17 protein-coding genes and 1 tRNA gene are annotated in these 17,283 nt (G+C 36.9%); 14 read left to right on the forward strand and 4 right to left on the reverse strand.

Going from position 1 to position 17,283, the window contains the following annotated elements; genetic code table 11:
• Window position 1: 1 nt before the first annotated feature.
• The 7 genes from H7U22_RS18155 to H7U22_RS18185 all read left to right on the forward strand — a co-directional run bounded on the left by H7U22_RS18155 (window position 2) and on the right by H7U22_RS18185 (window position 5,788).
• Complete coding sequence (locus H7U22_RS18155; RefSeq protein ID WP_187072764.1) at window positions 2-868, forward strand: sensor histidine kinase; 867 nt, start codon at window positions 2-4, stop codon at window positions 866-868.
• Between the two features lie 8 nt (window positions 869-876).
• Complete coding sequence (locus H7U22_RS18160) at window positions 877-1,581, forward strand: response regulator transcription factor (RefSeq protein WP_109926856.1); 705 nt, start codon at window positions 877-879, stop codon at window positions 1,579-1,581.
• Window positions 1,581-2,096 carry a hypothetical protein gene (locus H7U22_RS18165; protein ID WP_187072765.1) on the forward strand — a complete coding sequence of 172 codons (516 nt, stop codon included), beginning with the start codon at window positions 1,581-1,583 and terminating at the stop codon, window positions 2,094-2,096. The genes H7U22_RS18160 and H7U22_RS18165 overlap by 1 nt, the downstream gene beginning before the upstream one ends.
• A 206-nt stretch (window positions 2,097-2,302) precedes the next feature.
• Window positions 2,303-3,328 (forward strand): uroporphyrinogen decarboxylase, encoded by a 1,026-nt coding sequence (gene hemE, locus H7U22_RS18170; RefSeq protein WP_187072766.1) that lies wholly within the window; start codon window positions 2,303-2,305, stop codon window positions 3,326-3,328.
• An 81-nt stretch (window positions 3,329-3,409) separates the two neighbouring features.
• Window positions 3,410-3,679, forward strand: a complete 270-nt coding sequence (locus tag H7U22_RS18175; RefSeq protein WP_187072767.1) for a hypothetical protein — start codon at window positions 3,410-3,412, stop codon at window positions 3,677-3,679.
• 27 nt (window positions 3,680-3,706) lie between these two features.
• Complete coding sequence (locus tag H7U22_RS18180; protein WP_187072768.1) at window positions 3,707-4,273, forward strand: CopD family protein; 567 nt, start codon at window positions 3,707-3,709, stop codon at window positions 4,271-4,273.
• A gap of 357 nt (window positions 4,274-4,630) precedes the next feature.
• Complete coding sequence (locus H7U22_RS18185) at window positions 4,631-5,788, forward strand: hypothetical protein (protein ID WP_187072769.1); 1,158 nt, start codon at window positions 4,631-4,633, stop codon at window positions 5,786-5,788.
• 18 nt (window positions 5,789-5,806) lie between these two features.
• Here the strand turns inward: H7U22_RS18185 and H7U22_RS18190 are convergent, their stop codons facing one another.
• A complete protein-coding gene (locus tag H7U22_RS18190) occupies window positions 5,807-6,427 on the reverse strand; it encodes a Crp/Fnr family transcriptional regulator (RefSeq protein WP_187072770.1) in 621 nt (206 codons plus the stop codon).
• A 77-nt stretch (window positions 6,428-6,504) separates the two neighbouring features.
• Between H7U22_RS18190 and H7U22_RS18195 the strand changes: the two genes are divergently transcribed.
• The 5 genes from H7U22_RS18195 to H7U22_RS18215 all read left to right on the forward strand — a co-directional run bounded on the left by H7U22_RS18195 (window position 6,505) and on the right by H7U22_RS18215 (window position 9,825).
• Entirely contained in the window at window positions 6,505-7,200 is a 696-nt protein-coding gene (locus tag H7U22_RS18195; protein ID WP_187072771.1) for an HAD family hydrolase, read from the forward strand.
• Window positions 7,197-7,844: a chloramphenicol acetyltransferase gene (locus H7U22_RS18200; protein WP_187072772.1), complete on the forward strand. Its 648-nt coding sequence runs from the start codon at window positions 7,197-7,199 to the stop codon at window positions 7,842-7,844. The genes H7U22_RS18195 and H7U22_RS18200 overlap by 4 nt, the downstream gene beginning before the upstream one ends.
• Window positions 7,845-7,882: 38 nt before the next feature.
• Window positions 7,883-8,089 (forward strand): hypothetical protein, encoded by a 207-nt coding sequence (locus H7U22_RS18205; RefSeq protein WP_187072773.1) that lies wholly within the window; start codon window positions 7,883-7,885, stop codon window positions 8,087-8,089.
• Between the two features lie 205 nt (window positions 8,090-8,294).
• A tRNA-Ala gene (locus H7U22_RS18210) sits at window positions 8,295-8,368 on the forward strand.
• A gap of 230 nt (window positions 8,369-8,598) precedes the next feature.
• The gene (locus tag H7U22_RS18215) at window positions 8,599-9,825 is read left to right on the forward strand and encodes a tyrosine-type recombinase/integrase (protein ID WP_187072774.1); all 1,227 of its coding nucleotides are present in this window, start codon (window positions 8,599-8,601) and stop codon (window positions 9,823-9,825) included.
• A gap of 3 nt (window positions 9,826-9,828) precedes the next feature.
• Here the strand turns inward: H7U22_RS18215 and H7U22_RS18220 are convergent, their stop codons facing one another.
• The 3 genes from H7U22_RS18220 to H7U22_RS18230 form a co-directional block, all read right to left on the reverse strand.
• A complete protein-coding gene (locus H7U22_RS18220; protein ID WP_187072775.1) occupies window positions 9,829-10,053 on the reverse strand; it encodes a hypothetical protein in 225 nt (74 codons plus the stop codon).
• Between the two features lie 256 nt (window positions 10,054-10,309).
• A complete protein-coding gene (gene bla, locus H7U22_RS18225; protein WP_187072776.1) occupies window positions 10,310-11,161 on the reverse strand; it encodes a subclass B3 metallo-beta-lactamase in 852 nt (283 codons plus the stop codon).
• 930 nt (window positions 11,162-12,091) lie between these two features.
• Window positions 12,092-12,427 (reverse strand): winged helix-turn-helix transcriptional regulator, encoded by a 336-nt coding sequence (locus tag H7U22_RS18230; protein ID WP_187072777.1) that lies wholly within the window; start codon window positions 12,425-12,427, stop codon window positions 12,092-12,094.
• A gap of 121 nt (window positions 12,428-12,548) precedes the next feature.
• Here H7U22_RS18230 and H7U22_RS18235 point away from each other — a divergent pair, with 121 nt between their 5' ends.
• Window positions 12,549-13,325: an SDR family oxidoreductase gene (locus H7U22_RS18235; protein ID WP_187072778.1), complete on the forward strand. Its 777-nt coding sequence runs from the start codon at window positions 12,549-12,551 to the stop codon at window positions 13,323-13,325.
• A 1,337-nt stretch (window positions 13,326-14,662) separates the two neighbouring features.
• On the forward strand, window positions 14,663-17,182 hold the full coding sequence (locus H7U22_RS18240) for a KAP family P-loop NTPase fold protein (protein WP_187072779.1): 2,520 nt from the start codon (window positions 14,663-14,665) through the stop codon (window positions 17,180-17,182).
• Window positions 17,183-17,283: the final 101 nt, after the last annotated feature.

Here is a 17,283-nt window from a genome sequence, read left to right on the forward strand (position 1 = left end):
TATGAAGAAATCCATTATCATATTTTACGCATTACTGCTTTACGCACTAATCCAGCTCATTTCTTGGGGAACTTTGGTAGTGCGTTTGCAACCGAGTCGAATGACGATGATTATGGGCGAGGGTTCAGTTTTTCTGTTCTTACTTTGCATCGGCGGTTATTTTCTGCATCAATCTTTAAAGCGTGAAGATAAATTAAGAGAACAACAGCAGAATTTCCTGATGTCGATTACGCATGAATTGAAATCGCCTTTGGCAGCAATAAAACTTTCCATACAGACTATTGTTAAAAGAGATTTAGATAAAGCTAGGCAGACATCTTTACTCAATAATTCGTTAAAGGATATTGAACGTTTGGATGATTTGGTCGAGAATATGTTGTTGGCAACTAAAATTGAAAACCGTTCTTATACCTTTCCGAAAGAAGAATTTAACTTCTCAGAACTGGTTTATAAAATTACTGATAGATTGCAGGTTCACTCTTGTGGGAACGAACAGCTGATAAATGCTCAAATTCAGCCAAATTTGCAGTTAATGGGTGACAAGTTTGCCTTATCGTCAGTTGTTACCAATTTAATAGAAAATGCAGTGAAATATTCGAGTCCTTGTGATGAGATAAATGTGGCTTTAGATAAGATAGACGGTCATTTAAGATTAAGTGTAACGGATAAAGGTCCAGGTATTTCAGATGCCGAAAAAATGTTGATATTTGATAAGTTTTACCGCGTTGGTAATGAGAATGTCAGGAAAGCGAAAGGAACAGGTTTAGGCTTGTTTATTGTGAAAGAGGTTTTACAATACCATGATGCAGATATTACAGTAAAAGACAATTTGCCTCAAGGAAGTATTTTTGAAGTAACATTTAGTTAATCTCAATTATGTCACAAAAATTAAGAATTCTATTGGTAGAAGACGAGGATCACTTGTTAGATGCTATCAAATTAAACCTCGAACTTGAGGGTTATAAAGTTCACGCCGTTAAAGATGGCAAAACCGCTCTTAAAATATTCAAAGAAGAACGCTTCAATCTAATTATTTTAGATGTTATGTTGCCTGAAATGGATGGTTTCCAAGTTTGCGAAACAATTCGTTTAGAGAATGCAGAAGTTCCGATTATGTTTTTAACTGCTAAAAACACTTCGGAAGACCGTGTTTTAGGTTTGAAAAAAGGAGCTGACGATTATTTAGTTAAGCCTTTCAACTTGGAAGAATTGATTCTTCGCGTTGGTATTTTGGTTAAACGCAGTTTAAAATCTGATGATTTAAAAGAATTAAATTCTTACAAAATCGGTGATAAAACAATCTACTTTAACTCTTTCGAATTGAAACACGATGATGGAACAATAACACCGTTAACCAAAAAAGAAACGATGTTGTTGAAACTATTAATCGAGCGTAAAAACGATGCGGTTTCTCGCGAGCAGATTTTAGAAACGGTTTGGAATTACGATGTTTATCCATCTACAAGAACGATTGATAACTTTATTCTAACGTTCCGTAAGTATTTCGAGCCAGACCAGAAAAACCCTGTTTATTTCCACTCTATTCGTGGCGTAGGCTATAAATTCACTGATATTCATTAATGTACAATAATAAAGGCAGGTATGCTTTAATGGCAGTATTCGTACTGGCTGGGTTGGTTTGTGTTTTTTACAATCAATATCAGTTAGCAGCTGTTTCATTAATTCTATTTGCTTTTGTTGTTTGGAGCCATTTTAAGCACAGTTCTGTGTTAATGGCTTCGAAACATTTTAAGAATAACGAATTCGGAAAAACTAAAGTTCTATTGGCTGAAGTAGGAAATCCTGAGCGATTGGCAAAAAGTCGCAGAGGTTACTACGAATTTATGCAAGGAAATATGGCCTTGAAAGAGGAAGATTACGACAAAGCTGAATATCATTTTCAGTTGGCGAGTCGTTTTCCTGTTGGCGGTAAGAATCAAAAATCTTATGTATTGATTCATTTAACAACCATCGCTTTGCGCAAAAAAGATAAAAATAGGGCTGAGGCTTATTTAAAATTGGCAACAGAACTTGCAGAATCATCAAGATCGAAGGATATTATTATCAAGTTAGAAAAAGAAATAGACAAATTATAATACTAATATTGTCATTTTGAAGAACGAGGAACCGCTTTAGGAATAAAATGGTACTTCGTTTTTTTTTTATTTATACATTTGCGGAATTAAAATTTTGCTCAATCGTCATGCTGCCCCGATAATTATCGGAGTTATTTCAGCATCTTTCTTGCTATTAAGACCTGAAATAAATTTAGGGTGACGACAAGGCGACACAACTACAAATCATGAAGAATAATTTATTTTTAGACGCTGCATTTTCAAAACAAACCGAACGCCCACCAGTATGGATGATGCGCCAAGCTGGTCGTTTTATGCCACAATATTGGGAGATAAAAAACAAATACTCTTTTTTAGAGATGTGCAAAACCCCAGAAATTGCAGCTGATGTGACCATGTTGCCTGTTGATTTATTGGGAATTGATGCAGCGATTTTATTCTGTGATATTTTAGTAACTGGCGAGGCGATGGGTGGCGATTTGAGCTTTACTCAAGGCATTGGTCCGAAGTTTGCAAATCCTGTTCGCACCGCACAAGATGTAGAAAACCTGAATGTTGATTGTTTAGATGAGTTGCAATATGTAGCCGATGCGATTAAAGTAATTCAACAACGTTTGGACGGCAACATTCCTTTAATTGGCTTTGCTGGTGCACCTTTTACGGTAATGAGTTATTTAGTTGAGGGTGGTTCCTCTAAAGATTTCAAGTTAACGAAGTTGATGTTACACAATCATCCTGAATTGGCGCATAAGCTTTTGGCTAAAATTGCAAAGGTAACTGCTGATTATTTAAATCTTCAGATTGCCGCTGGTGTAAATGCTGTTCAGATTTTTGATAGCTGGGCACTTGCTTTATCTTGGAGCGATTATCAAGAATTTTCTCATCGTTACATTCAAGAAATCATCGCTAACTTAAATAGAAAAGATATTCCTGTAATTTCTTTCTGTAAAGGAAGTTCGGTTTTTGCGCCAATTATGGCAGAGGCAAAGCCTGATGTGATTTCTGTAGACTGGAATGCTGATTTACTGAACATTAAAAATGCATTGCCAGCAGGGATTGCTGTTCAGGGTAATTTAGATCCACATATTTTATACGCAGATAAACCTGTAATTAAAGCACAAATTCATAAGTTGTTCGAACGTATGCGTGGAACAGAAGGATTTATCTTCAATTTGGGTCATGGTATTATGCCAGATATTCCTTTTGATAATGTAAAATATGCAATTGAAGTGGTTAAGGAGTTTAGGTATTAAACCCCTAAATCCCCTAAAGGGGACTTTTAATAGCGAGCGTAAATCGTTAGATTAGTAACATTTTCTACTATTTAAAACTATATGAAAAAATCCGAAGTCATTTATATCCTAAAAGATATGCCTGATGAATCTTCTGCAGAAGAAATAATCGAGAAAATTTTATTAGTTCAAAAGATAGAAATAGGATTAAATCAGATTAAAAAGAGTGATATTTATTCAGAGAGTGAGGCTAGAAAAAAGATTTTTAATGCCACAACAATTAAGACCATGGATGATGCACAAAAGGGTGTGGGTTTAGGGAAACCTATTAAAGATATAAGTCACTTTCTAGGAATTTATAAACTCGATTAATTTGTAGCTCGACCTAAAACAACATTAATGATAGAAACCCTACAGCCATATTATTACTATTTTCTTGCGGTACACATCGTGTTTGTAATTAGCTGGATGGCTGGACTGTTCTATATTTTAAGTCTTTTTATTTATCATACAGAGGCAAACGAAAAGCCTGAGCCGGAAAAAAGTATTCTAATTAACCAGTTTGTTAAAATGGAGGCAACGCTATGGAAAATCATAGCAATGCCTGCAATGGTAATTACAGTATTGGCAGGTGTTTCCATGCTTACTTTACATCCTGTGCTTTTGCAAATGCCTTGGATGCATGTTAAATTAGGCTTTGTAATTGGTTTACTCATCTACCATTTCATTTGCCAAAACATTGTAAAACAGCTTAAAAACAATCAATTTAAATTAAGTAGTTTTCAGCTTCGTTTGTGGCGAGAATTGGCGACAATTTTTATGATTGCAATTGTTTTTGTGGTGATTCTAAAAAATGCAATTAATTGGGTTTATGGTTTAATCGGTATCATGGGCGTTGCACTGGTGATTATGATTGCAGTTAAGTTGTATAAGAATTATCGTCTTAAGAATAAGCTCAAAGACTAAAGGAGAAAGACCAAAGATTAATGAGCATATTGCATAACCGTTTTGTATTCCCTACTTTTTGGGCATCATTAAGTCAAGCTTTTAAGGCGGTCGTCATTGCGAGGCACGAAGCAATCTGCCTAAGTGGGCAGGGTAAAAAATAACGAATACCGACCTAAAAAGTAGATTGCTTTGGCTTTGAAATAAAGCCTCGCAATGACGAATTCCCTTAACCATTAATACATTGTCCTTTTAGGTAAAGTTGGGGCTTCATTGTTTCCTTTGCGTAAACTTGTATTAATTTCTTGATACTTGATACTCGCTACTTTATACTTTACGAAAAAACTATCCTAAATTTGGGCAATAAAAACCAAGCACATGTTTATAACCACGGGTCTGAAAAAGACTTTACTCTTAATAACTTTTATTTTAACTTCTTACGTATCCTCTGCTCAATTCAACCAATCGGCTTTTGAAAATAGAATTCGCCCAGATAGTAGTTTAACCAACGAAGTTCACTTCAATTTTTACAACTTAAATTACGTACGTAACTACGAATACACCAACGATTTTCACGATGGTTATACTTTATACGGAACGCAACTGCAACCGCAAATTGTTTTCTATGCGCATCCAAATTTAGCCATAACTGCAGGTGCTTTTATTAGGAAAGACTTTGGTAGAAACGGAATTTCTGATGCAAAACCTTTGTTCAGCTTAAAATACCACAAAAGAAACTTAACCTTAATCTTTGGAAGTTTAGAAGGCGGAATTCAACATAAATATATCGAGCCACTTTACGATTTCGAAAGAACAATTACTACGCCAATTGAATATGGAACGCAGTTATTGGTAGAGCGCAAAAAATTTACTTTAGATGCCTGGATTGCATGGCAAAAAATGATCTATAAAGGCGATCCTGCTAAAGAAGAAATAATCGGTGGATTATCTACAGAAACTACAATAGCCGAAAACAACGGTTGGAAATTTAGTTTTCCTGCCCAGTTTTTGGCTTTCCACCAAGGTGGACAAATTGATGTGTTAAAGGAAATCCCAATTACGACTATGCTAAATGGTGCAACCGGATTGAAATTGCATAAGGAGATGGGCACAAAAATTAAACAGGTTTATACCGATAATTACATCGCAGTTTACAAAGATTTATCTCCTGATAAAAGAAGAGCTTTTCAAGGTGGTTTTGGACTTTGGTTAAACGCCGGTGTAGAAAGTAAATGGGGAAGTTTAGTTGCCTCTTACTGGAAAGGAAATAACTTTATTTCTATAAAAGGGATGCCTTTATATGAATCTGTTTCAGATAATTTATATAGTCCGGGTTTAAAGCAGAGCAATAGAAATATTGTTTCATTACGCTATGCTTATCAAAAAGAATTAATTCCGCATTTGTATCTTGATGTTCGTTTCGAACCACATATCGATTTAGATAATACGGATAAACAACTTCAGTTTAACCATTCATTTTTCTTGACTTACAAACAGGACTTCAAGTCATTCAAGGTTAAAAAACAAGCAGAATAAATTCTTTTGAATTTAATATTATGATAATCTCGCGAGCAAATTCTCGAGATTATCATCCTCACCAAATGAATTTTTTACTTTGAGTTGTTGCAAGGTTCTATTAAAGCTTCTTACGGAAATACCTAAATAAGCGGCCATATCTTCTTTTGAAATAGAGATCTGTTCTTCCGTTTGCAGTTTCAATAATTTAATTAAGCCATATTCCAAAGTATAAAGTTGTTGAAACGATGCCCTTCTGCTGGTTTGTATAATTCTAGTCGATAATTCTTGAAGTAAAATTTTGGTAAATTCTTGATTTTCTTCAATCAGTTTAAAGAAAAAATGATCTGGTATTGCATAGGCCGTAACTTCGCTAATGGCCTCGACATTACAAAGGCAATTTATCTTTTTTAAGGCTTCCAATTCGCCAACAACTTCTCCCTTACCCAAAAATTCTATAATAAAATCTTTTCCGTTCTCTTCAGAAATAAAGCATTTTGTAATTCCATCTTTAACAATGTAGATGTTTCTAATTTTTTCTCCCTGCTCTATAAATCTAAATCCTGCCGGAAAAGACTTTAGGGTAATGTTTTTAGCGAAATCTTTTTCTTGATAAAATCCTTCTATAAAAGATAAAAAAGCAAGGTTTGTTCTTAACATATTTTTTTGCTAGACAATTGTCCTTTCGTATTCAATCGGGTTGATTTACTTTTGTCGCATTAAAAGTAAGCATAACAATGAGAAATCAAATTACCGTAATCGCTTTTGATGCTGATGACACACTCTGGGTAAACGAACCTTATTTCCGTGAAACTGAAAAACAATTTGCTGGTTTATTAGAAGATTTTCTTCCACACCATAGCATCGTTGCAGAACTTTATAAAACTGAAATTTCCAATTTACCACTTTATGGTTATGGAATTAAGGGCTTTATGTTGAGCATGATTGAAACCGTTTTAAGAATTACCGAAGGCAAAGCAAATCCAGAAATTATAAATCGAGCCATCCAATTGGGACAGGAAATGCTGAACAAACCAATTGAACTTTTAGATGAAGTAGAAGATGTTTTAAAAGCACTCCACGGAAAATATAAGTTGGTTGTAGCTACCAAAGGTGATTTGTTAGATCAACAAAGAAAACTTACTAAATCTGGTTTAGACCATTATTTTCATCACATTGAAATTATGAGCGACAAGCAAGAGCAAGATTATAAAAAGCTTTTAAAGCATCTCGATTGCCCAGCAGATCAATTTTTGATGCTTGGTAATTCCTTGAAATCAGATATTTTGCCAGTACTTGCCATTGGCGGGCACGCAGTTCACATTCCTTATCATACCACTTGGGTACACGAACATATTGATCATACCATTGAACATGAAAATTTTTATCAGATGGAAAGCCTGTCTGAAATTTTACCAAAATTACTTGAATGAAAGAAAAAATAGATATAAACACTTGGATCAGAAAAGATCATTTTGAATTTTTTAGCGCATTTGAAGAACCTTTCTTCGGCGTAACAGTAGATGTAGATTGTACGGCAAGCTACAAACAAGCAAAAGAAATGGGCGTCTCGTTCTTTTTGCTCTACCTACACAAATCACTTTTGGCTGCAAATAAAGTAGAGCCTTTTAGATATCGAATTATTGATGGAGCGGTTTGGAAGTTTGATGAAGTTCATGCTTCAGCAACAATAAATAGGGGTAATGGTACTTTTGGATTCAGCTACATGGATTTTTACGAAGATTTTAGCAAGTTCAAAGCTCATGCTCAAGTAGAAATAGAAAATGTCGAAAACAGTATGGGCTTAATTCCAGCCTCTTCAGGCGAAAACGTAATCCATTATTCGGCCTTGCCCTGGCTAAATTTCAAATCATTATCTCACGCACGAAACTATTCCTTTAATGATAGTTGCCCGAAAATTTCTTTCGGTCAGCTTCGGGATAAAGGCAGAAGAAAAATTATGTCATTGTCTGTTCATGTAAATCACGCCTTAATGGATGGCTTTCATGTTGCTCAATTTGTAGATGCCTATCAAGAATTGTTAAATAACGGCACGGTGCAATTAATACCACATTAATTTAACGATGTTTTAATAGGCGCATTTTAACTTGGGTTATGTTTATAGCCTTCGTTATAATTCCGATTTACATTTTAGGCATCATTGCGATGATCTACATGAAGTCGTTATTTAAAGCTTCCATGCTATTGTTAACGATGCTTATTGCAACATTTGTGCTTTTTTTGTTCATCACTTACCCTTTTCAATCGGCAATAGTAATGAGTTGTTTAATAGCAATGCTTGCTTTTGGACATAAAGATTAATTATCATTTGCTTTAGAAAAACAAATTGCTATTTTTGCTCCTCAAGTTTTTAAAAGATCATCATTTATTTATTGATCATTTTTTAAAATTTTGGGGATTAGCTATCGGAATAGCTAGAGCGCTTCGCTCGGCTTGAAAGGGATGGTCGCTTTGAATAGCATTGGTGATTTATAATTTTGGTTATTGATCATTTTTTTTTAAAATTGGGGGATTAGCTCATTTGGCTAGAGCGCTTCGCTGGCAGTGAAGAGGTGATCGGTTCGAATCCGATATTCTCCACAGACAACCCTAAGTCACTGAAAAGCAGTATTTTAACTGCTTTTCAGTTTGATAACTCTGCCATAAGTCTGCCAGTAGAAAAATCTGACGGCAAAAATTTTCGAAAAGCAAATCGAGTAAAAACGGATTCTGTTTTTGAAAAAAAATCAACACAGAGTGTAAAATCTGAAAAATATTCCTACAAAAATGGATCTAAAATCGATGGGGATCCCCAGCATGAAGCCCAAAAAATGCGTCATTCGCGGTCTACTTTTGGTTTTATGGATATTCCTGAATTGCCATACACAATACCGCGATTAATTAAAGGGAGGGTTATAACCAAAATACCTGCGGGTACAACGTTGGAAAAAGAGATTGCCAAGCAGCGCTGGTATATAGAATTTTTCTTCCATAATGCTCTCAAGGAGAGAATGGAACGGATTAGGGTAACCAGAAACCTGAACCGCATCAAGGATCCCAGAGAAAAACTTCGGAACTTCAATCATCTGTGCGAGGCTTACCACATTGCACTTCAGGGAGGATGGAATCCATTAGATGAAAATGCCAATGCCCGCCTTAAAAAAGAAATTATCGGGATCAACCTGGATGAATCGCTGGTTCTTTTTGAATCTTACCATAAAGCCAAAGGTACACGCCCAAAATCTATGAGTACCTACCTTTCCACTTTGAATGCCTTTGTTAAATTCTATGGCGGGGAACGAAAAGTATCCACGATAAGCGATTATGAGATTACGGATTTTCTCAATACCAAGGAAAGGGAAGAGAAATGGGCTGGGGTAACCTACAATAACTGCCGGATCGCGCTCAACAATCTCTTCCGCTATCTGAAGGTAAACAAGTATGTTCCAGAAAACCCGGTTACAGATGCTGAAACCCGTAAGAAAATGCGCACAGAATCGCATCAGGTATTTTCAGAGCGTGATTTTAAGATAATTATGGAATGGCTGGATAAACATGATAAATATTGCCAACTCTTCGTGAAGATGATTTACTATACCTGTATCAGGCCAAAGGAATTGCGGTTTTTGAAATTAAAATATATTGATCTGGAGGAAAACCTAATTACAATTCCTGGAACTGTGTCAAAAAACAGGAAACCAATTCCGGTTAATATCGATGTCAGCTTGAAGGTTGAACTTGAGAAGCTAAACCTCAGTAATTTTCCAGAGGAAAGTTTTCTATTGGGATCTCCAATTACCTTTGTGTCAGATAAAATGTGCGCTGAAAATTTTGCTTACAACCGATTTCAGAAATGTCTGGAGGCAAACAATTTAACAGAAAAAAAATACACATTGTACTCGTTCAAGCATCTTTCAAATGTTAGAAAGTTCAAGGCTGGATGGACCATTGCAGAAATCTGCTCGGCCAATCGTCACAGTAGTATTTCTGAGACCGATACTTATTTGAAGGAGTTGTTGAAAGTTGTTTTTTCCGACAAGGCAGTACCAGCAATATAGGTTTCATTTTTTATTTCTTTCAGGAGTTACAAATATTTCTGCAAGAAATTTTTCTTTTAGGTTCTTTTGTTTCTTGAGATATGGGGCCGGAAAATGTAACCTATGTATGTCATTCACTTTCCGGCTTAGTTCCCGAATTTCATGCAATAGTTCTTGATAACTTACATTCTCGATTTCCTGTTTTTTAGCTGGCGTTTCGAACGCTTGATTTTCGGTTTGATTTTTCATAACAATTTTTTGATATCCAAAATAGGTGATATGAAAGAATAAGCTTAAGCCTCCCTAACGGCATTCCGAATGTTTTTGATATAGGCGCGGCCCTTAAATATGCTAATACTTTAAAAAATTTTAGTTGTCCTCTTGTAGCAAAGCTAAACAATTAATTTGCCAGCAATTATTCAATTTCTGATTAGGAATTCGGATCCGCTAATGACGGTATGGTCATCTTCTTAACATGTTTTATCAAAACTTGTAAGCTATTAAACTATTTACTTTTAATTTTTTTATCGAACTGTACCTGAAGCTCGGCAATAGTTTTTTGAAATCCCTCCAGATCTATAAATGCCGCTGGGTTATATCCGTCGCCAGGTTGATGCTTCTGGTGAAGTTTAAATTGGCTAGCATGAGAAGCTAACCAGATGTCGAATTTAAGCGATTTCATCTTCTTTAAGGTATAGCCAAAATCTTTTTCAATATTTGGATAGTTGCTAACCCCGGAGAATTTTTTTTCAGTTACGATGGTAGGCATGTTGGCAATGAGGACTTTGTAGATCTTTTTTCCATCTTTTACATCCATTATGAAGCTGCAGGATCCTTTAGTGTGTCCCGGATGGTCTAGCATGGTTATATTGGTTCCTCCAAGGCTAATTAGGTCATGGTCTTTAATTATCACATCCGGGATTAAAGACTGGTAGGTGCTTTTTCCATTTCCAATCGCATAATCAGAGGCGCCACCATCCCTTAATACCTGCTCATCATTTTTATTAATTAATACGCTTGCCTTTGTCTTATTCTTCAAAGCAGCCATCGCACCCATATGGTCATAGTGGGCCTGGGTAGTGAGTATAATTTTGGTGTCAGCCAATCTAAATCCTAGAGCTTTTATGCTATTTTCTATTAAAACTCCTGAATTTGCAAGTCCCGTATTTATTAAAATATTGCCTTTAGGTGTTACAATTAGATAACAGGCAAGATCGTAAGTTCCAACATAATAAAGATTTCCCACTATGCGAAATGGGGGATAAGGCTTCGACCATTCCTCAGGGGTATCTTTAGGTTCTTGAACTGCCTGTGCCTTACTGTAATAGCTAAAAAAGACTAGTGAGATAACTAACATCAAATTTTTAGCGGCACTTTTATTTAGAAAAGGGATCATTTGCGAATATAGGCATTTGCACTAGTTCTAGCTACATCTACCAGACTTCTACTGTGTTTCTTTCAGGAAAGGAGAACTGCAATAAATCTATGAGAAAAAATTATAAAATTTTGATAATCAGGTGTATCAATAATAACTTTTTATCAGGTCCTGCCAAAATTTACAGTTGGATAGGATTGAGTAAGAATGCTGTAAATATTACCGGATAGGATTAATATTTGTTTTGCTACGCTCGTAATTGTGTTATTTATCCTTTATATCTTTAGGTAGCAAAATTTAAAATCAAATGCTTTTTATTTTTAAATGTATATCAGCCTAAATTTAGATTTCTGCTAAGGATCATTTTCAAATGAGGCCATCAAAAGCATGTATGTATTCTAGGCTTGCCTTGCTATCAAATTTGATTTTAATTACTGATTGTCTATTTTATAATGTTTAGCATATTGACAGTAATATCAATATTTGGAAATCAACAAACTGCGTCAAAATAATAGACTTAAACTTCTATGAGCGTGAAATTCGTGCATCATAATTTTATCGCTTCACATAAAACTTCTTATGGCATCCATAACATTTGAAACGCTTGATCGGAATCATTGGCAAAAGTCTTTTGAAAAGGAAGCTTCTGGGACATCTAACTGTCTCCCTATTTTTGCATTTCGGGCATTCTGGTCCAGCTGCATTGGAAACGCCTTCAATTGTTGAATTCATAATCTTATTATTAAACAATAAATACTGATTGGTTATGATGAGAATAGAACAGCTCAAACGTACAAAAACTTTTTGTGTATAGCTAAAAGGTGTAATGAAAGAAAGTTTCTCATTGGGAAAGCAAGGCGCTGTTATTAAGATTGTACACCAAGTAAAGACTTGTTTTAATAATAGAAGATCCTATTTGCCAGGATATTCATATAAATTATCAACTCCCCAATTATAAAAGTCATTTATTATCGGCTCTAGCTTTTTACCTTTTTCTGTTAGACTATATTCTACAGTTGGTGGAACAGTAGCAAATACTTTTCTACTAATAATTTTGTATTCTGCGAGATTCTTCAACTCTTTAACCAACATCCTTGTATTAATATGTGGAACTGTCCGTTGCAATTCATTAAAACGTTTCTTTCCAGAAAACAGGATATAAATGATCGACATTGACCATTTTCCACCTATTATTTTCAGAATTTCCTGAAAAGCACACTGCTCTTCATAATTATTTATTTTATTCATCTTTATAACTGACTATCATTCAGCAAAGCTTTACTTTCTGGTATTACTTCACATTTGTGTAGCTACTTTCAAAAGTAAAGTATTAAGACTAATTTTGAAAATAATTCTTAAATCAATTTTTATGATCAACTCATTAGATGGAAAGATCGCACTGATTACAGGCGGTACAAAAGGCATAGGCAAAGCTATTGCAGATAAATTAAGTAATGCTGGCGCAACAGTTATCATCACCGCTCGTAAAAAGCCTGAAGAAAACCCGAACGGGCATTACTTCATTGGGGCCGACCTTGCAAAAGCAGAGAGTGCGAAAATAATATCAGAAAAAATTATTGAAAAATATGGAAAAGTAGATATTATAGTGAATAATGCAGGAGCCAATCTAACTCCAAGCGGTGGGTATGGATCGCTTACAGATGAGGATTGGGATAATGAATTGCAATTGAATTTAATGTCGGCTGTACGTATAAATAAAGCACTACTTCCTTTGATGATTGAAAAGAAAACTGGAGTAATTATAAATGTATCAATGAATCCTGCGATACAACCTATATGGGAAATGACTATGGCGTATTCTGCGGCAAAAGCAGCATTAAATGCATATAGTAAAGCCTTGGCATCAGAATTGGCAAGTAAAGGGATTCGGGTAAATACAGTGTCCCCTGGACTAGTTAAAACTCCGCAAATGCATCAGGCTATGCAAAATATGTCGAGATCATTAAATATTACACTGGAGCAAGCGACACAATCAGTAATGGATAAACTGGGTGGAGTTCCACTAGGAAGGCCTGCCGAGCCTGAAGAGATTGGCGACTTGGTGAGATTTCTTGTTTCCAATGAGGCAAGTTATATTACAGGAGCTATCTATCAAATTGATGGAGGTTCTATGGCTGTGGTTTAGGTATTCTATTAATCTTTCGCTTAAAATAAAGATTTGCTGTCATTTTGTATTTTCTACCAAGAAAAGAAGAAATGTCTTTTATATAAAAATAGTCAAGTGGAATATGCCCCTTGCAGCATTCAATATCGATGGCAAACAAAAACCTTAAATAAAACAATAGACAAAGCCGCTGGCACTAGTAGGATGTTCAATAGATAAGATATAGGAAGTGAGTGGTATTATGGTGATGATATTACCTCGATGGTATAGGAAATGTAGGAATCAGAATGCTCAATCTAGCTGAAAGGCTTGCCGTAAATGACAATATCCGTGCAGAGGAGATCAAGGTAGAAGTAGTGGATTGGCCAGACTACGTATTCAAAAAGGACTATTAACTTCTTACCCTAGATAACCTAAGGTTAATTATTGCTGCAAATATCCACTTACATGGGCCTCTTTCAGCAGAAATTTACAATTGGATGGCTTAATTAAGGTGAAATGAATCAAAATCAGCAGGGAACAATCAAGGCTAAGCAATCGAACTCTAGAGAAAACGGAGGTGTGCAGTTGATATATTGATTAACACGAGATAAGTAAAATAAAAAATGAGACAAACAGTGGGAAAACTGATTAATCTCATGAGGTGCTCCTAACAAGACGGGGTACGAACTTTTTTATCGAAGATTTGATGCGAATTGCTGATTTGAAAATTGGTAAAAATAGCGCGAAAAAATAATCTCAGATTTTAAAATTTGATATATTATTAAATCGTCATTAACTTACCTCTGAAAGAAAAATAAAATGAAGTAGTTAATCCCTTCGTTTTTTGAGACAGTTAAATTTTTACACATCTAAGGATTGAAAAACTAATTATTTGATTACAGCTTTAATCTTGTAGAATAACACTAACCGTAACAAATAGGTAACGGTGGAAACTTTAGGGTCATGAAATATTGTACCGTGCTTAACTCGGGATGCATTTCATGTATTACAATGCGATGAGGCTAGAAGACTTAGAATCTTTTAGTCACCGTTCGATTCCGGTGTAGTGTACGTATCTGATTTTTGTCCGATTTTCGAAAGGATGGTTCTAAAAAGAGCAACCATTTCTCATTAAGAATCAGCGACCAGGCTGATGGAAGGGCTTTTTTGCGCGCGGCTCTTGCGGCGCCAAATTGGAAGATTCGCTAATAGCAGCAGTTTAATTTGTTGAAAATAGCTATGCGATAGTCGTAAGCCTGGAAGATACCCTTGCACCGCTTACCTTACATGCAGCACTCCTCCGCAGAGCTGCTGATGTGGAAAGTTTTTTGAGATGAGGTTGAAGGGATGTTTTATCTTTAGCTAAAAATCTGAGCTTGAAATTAAACCGCTATACTTTACCTGTCATTGTTGCTTCACTCTTTGCAGCTTTGTTGTTCTTTTTCCGATTACCGGTGAGCCGTCTGCTAGATATAATACTGGTGAGGCCGTTGTTCGCTGATGTTAAAGACGGTGTATGGACTGACCTGGTCCTGTATGCCGTTTTACTGGTGTTGGCATATTGGACGGCGAAAAGCCAGACACGTACTTTTCTGTACCGGTTGGTTTTGTATGGCCTGATCTTTTATGGGTTCCAACGCGTTAATAGTTATTGGGTGTTTTACAGGCTGTCCACTTTTGATGAACTTGTTTATTGGGATTTGTTCGCTGTTACATTGTTGCTGTTAGTACCGTTGAGTTATGTTTTAAGAGAAAAAAGCAACGATAGTGCTACAGGAAACAATGAAGGTTTTATAGAGGATAATGCAGTTACCGATGTGGAGGATGATCATTTCAGGCGAAGTATTGCAGCTAAGGAAATTGCACGACTGATTTTGTTGACCCGTAACAATAAGTCCTTTGCAATAGGTATTCTTGGGGAATACGGCAGTGGCAAGACTTCTTTTTTAAACCTCATACACAGTGAATTGAGCGGGAATGATGTGCTGAAGATTGCTTTTGACCCCTGGAGTGCCGGCAGTCCTGAAACCATACGGCGCGAGTTTTTCGATTTGTTGGCCAGCAAGGTTGCCGAAGTTGATTTGAGCGTGTCGTCGCTTATTTATAGCTATGGGCGCAGGTTGGCGGGCTTTGATGCACGTTCGCTTTCCTGGCTGAACTGGCTGGGCTTTTTGGGCAACAAGGGTTCTGTCCAGAGTTCCGGGGAGTACCAGCGGATCAACGAAATACTCAGGGCGACCGGACGCAAGATCGTGATCACGATCGATGATCTTGACCGTCTGCACCCAGTTGAAATTATGGAGGTACTGAAGCTCATCCGTAATACCGCGAATTTTTCAAACGTGTTCTATCTGGTCGGGTACGATAAGGGCTATGTGCAGGGGGCGATCAAAGCCTTGAATGAGGCCGGTAGTTTGGATTACCTCGACAAGATTTTTCAATTAGAAATACCTTTGCCAAAGCGCGAGGAAGACGACCTGCTGGTCACCCTACAGGCACGGCTGAAAGAAATGGTAACGCCCGAACACTATGCGGTTTTTGAAAATATCATGATCCCTAATGGTTTCCGCAGTCGTTACGAAAAAGCCTACAGCGGTGTGTTGCGCCAGGGGCGCGATGTAGTGCGTTTTATCAATGGGTTCAAGATTATTTACAAACTGATCGGCGAAGAAGTGGATTTTGAATGTCTGGTGCTATTGGAACTGATCAAGTTCCGTTTTCCAGCTATTTACGAACTGATATATGCGCAGCATGATGTCTTTCTCTACGAACAGCCTTTGCGTTCAAGCCACCAGCAATATTATTCCCCGGTGATGGTAAAGGATGAAGGATCAACGAAGCGTTCCGATGAGATTTCCTTGTTTAAAACGCATATTGAAAAACTAGGCTGGCTATCTCCTGAAGAGGTGTCGCTTTTGGATGGGCTGTTCATGGCGTTGTTCAAGGGCAGCCTTTATCATCATCCCGATTCCAAGAACTCGATATCGTATCCGTTATATTTCGAGATCTATTTCCGGTACAGGCTGTCCCAGCGTGACCTTTCCGATAAGGATTTTAAAGCCGCATTGGCTTCTGGACACATGCGGGAATATATGGACTATTGCGCTAGTCACGGTCTGCACAAGGAATTAATGGTTAGGTTGATGCAGGAAGACATTAATAAAGACAGGCGGCATTTCGAGCAGATCATCCGCTGGATATTTGCTTTCGGAAGGACATACGTGCAAAAGGAAAGCAAGTTTAGTTTTGATTATGAAGCACTGGTCGATAAGATCTATAATTACCACAACCACACTACCGATAAATTGTACAAAAAAGATATTGATGCATATAAACGGTTCATCGATCATCTATTCGGGGCGGCAATTGCGCCGTTCCTTTTCGAAAATGAGCTTCTCTACCACGTTAAGAAAAAGGGCGAGGGTTTTGTACTTTCCCTTAGCGAAATGACGGCTCACCAATATTCTTATTTTACGCAAATGGCCGGTAGCGGGCACGGCCTTAGCGAAGACACACTGTGGCTGTTTTATGGTGCCAGGGAGCATTATCGTGTTCCTGCTGATGAAAGAGGCGCCTATTATGAAAAATGGCGTTTCGAGCCTTCATTGGCTGTAAAGATGAAACAGTATCTTGCTGATAAAGACCCGAAGGAGTTTTTGAAGTTCAGCATACAACAGGACATGCGTGATCGTTCGCAGGCTTTTATACACAGGGAGGTGATGGAGATGTTTGATGCGCCATCCGAATACCGCAGTTTGGTGGCGGAGAATCCGGCGCTGGATGATGAAATACAAAAGGAATACTTAGAACTGTTCGACAAACTGTCGGAAACAAATTTCCAGCAGTATACGGAAATAGACCTGAAAACCGAATTGCATAAACCAGAACGTGGGTGACCCCATTGAAATTTTTGCCTGCTCCGGAAAATATGCGACTGGACGTTGGTGCACCTGTATTTCGTGCACGGCTAAATATGAACGCTGTTTAGCCAGCAACT

It is taken from the genome of Pedobacter fastidiosus, assembly GCF_014306625.1.
Lineage (GTDB): Bacteria > Bacteroidota > Bacteroidia > Sphingobacteriales > Sphingobacteriaceae > Pedobacter > Pedobacter fastidiosus.

What these genes read in the sequence shown, in the direction of transcription:
- H7U22_RS18175 (WP_187072767.1), top strand. Translation starts at nt 3,410, where the DNA reads ATGAAAAAATCCGAAGTCATTTATATCCTAAAAGATATGCCTGATGAA.
- H7U22_RS18195 (WP_187072771.1), top strand. Translation starts at nt 6,505, where the DNA reads ATGAGAAATCAAATTACCGTAATCGCTTTTGATGCTGATGACACACTC.
- H7U22_RS18230 (WP_187072777.1), bottom strand. Translation starts at nt 12,427, where the DNA reads ATGAATAAAATAAATAATTATGAAGAGCAGTGTGCTTTTCAGGAAATT.
- H7U22_RS18160 (WP_109926856.1), top strand. Translation starts at nt 877, where the DNA reads ATGTCACAAAAATTAAGAATTCTATTGGTAGAAGACGAGGATCACTTG.
- H7U22_RS18190 (WP_187072770.1), bottom strand. Translation starts at nt 6,427, where the DNA reads ATGTTAAGAACAAACCTTGCTTTTTTATCTTTTATAGAAGGATTTTAT.
- H7U22_RS18165 (WP_187072765.1), top strand. Translation starts at nt 1,581, where the DNA reads ATGTACAATAATAAAGGCAGGTATGCTTTAATGGCAGTATTCGTACTG.
- H7U22_RS18220 (WP_187072775.1), bottom strand. Translation starts at nt 10,053, where the DNA reads ATGAAAAATCAAACCGAAAATCAAGCGTTCGAAACGCCAGCTAAAAAA.
- H7U22_RS18185 (WP_187072769.1), top strand. Translation starts at nt 4,631, where the DNA reads ATGTTTATAACCACGGGTCTGAAAAAGACTTTACTCTTAATAACTTTT.
- H7U22_RS18180 (WP_187072768.1), top strand. Translation starts at nt 3,707, where the DNA reads ATGATAGAAACCCTACAGCCATATTATTACTATTTTCTTGCGGTACAC.
- H7U22_RS18205 (WP_187072773.1), top strand. Translation starts at nt 7,883, where the DNA reads ATGTTTATAGCCTTCGTTATAATTCCGATTTACATTTTAGGCATCATT.
- H7U22_RS18215 (WP_187072774.1), top strand. Translation starts at nt 8,599, where the DNA reads ATGCGTCATTCGCGGTCTACTTTTGGTTTTATGGATATTCCTGAATTG.
- H7U22_RS18200 (WP_187072772.1), top strand. Translation starts at nt 7,197, where the DNA reads ATGAAAGAAAAAATAGATATAAACACTTGGATCAGAAAAGATCATTTT.
- bla (WP_187072776.1), bottom strand. Translation starts at nt 11,161, where the DNA reads ATGTTAGTTATCTCACTAGTCTTTTTTAGCTATTACAGTAAGGCACAG.
- hemE (WP_187072766.1), top strand. Translation starts at nt 2,303, where the DNA reads ATGAAGAATAATTTATTTTTAGACGCTGCATTTTCAAAACAAACCGAA.
- H7U22_RS18155 (WP_187072764.1), top strand. Translation starts at nt 2, where the DNA reads ATGAAGAAATCCATTATCATATTTTACGCATTACTGCTTTACGCACTA.
- H7U22_RS18235 (WP_187072778.1), top strand. Translation starts at nt 12,549, where the DNA reads ATGATCAACTCATTAGATGGAAAGATCGCACTGATTACAGGCGGTACA.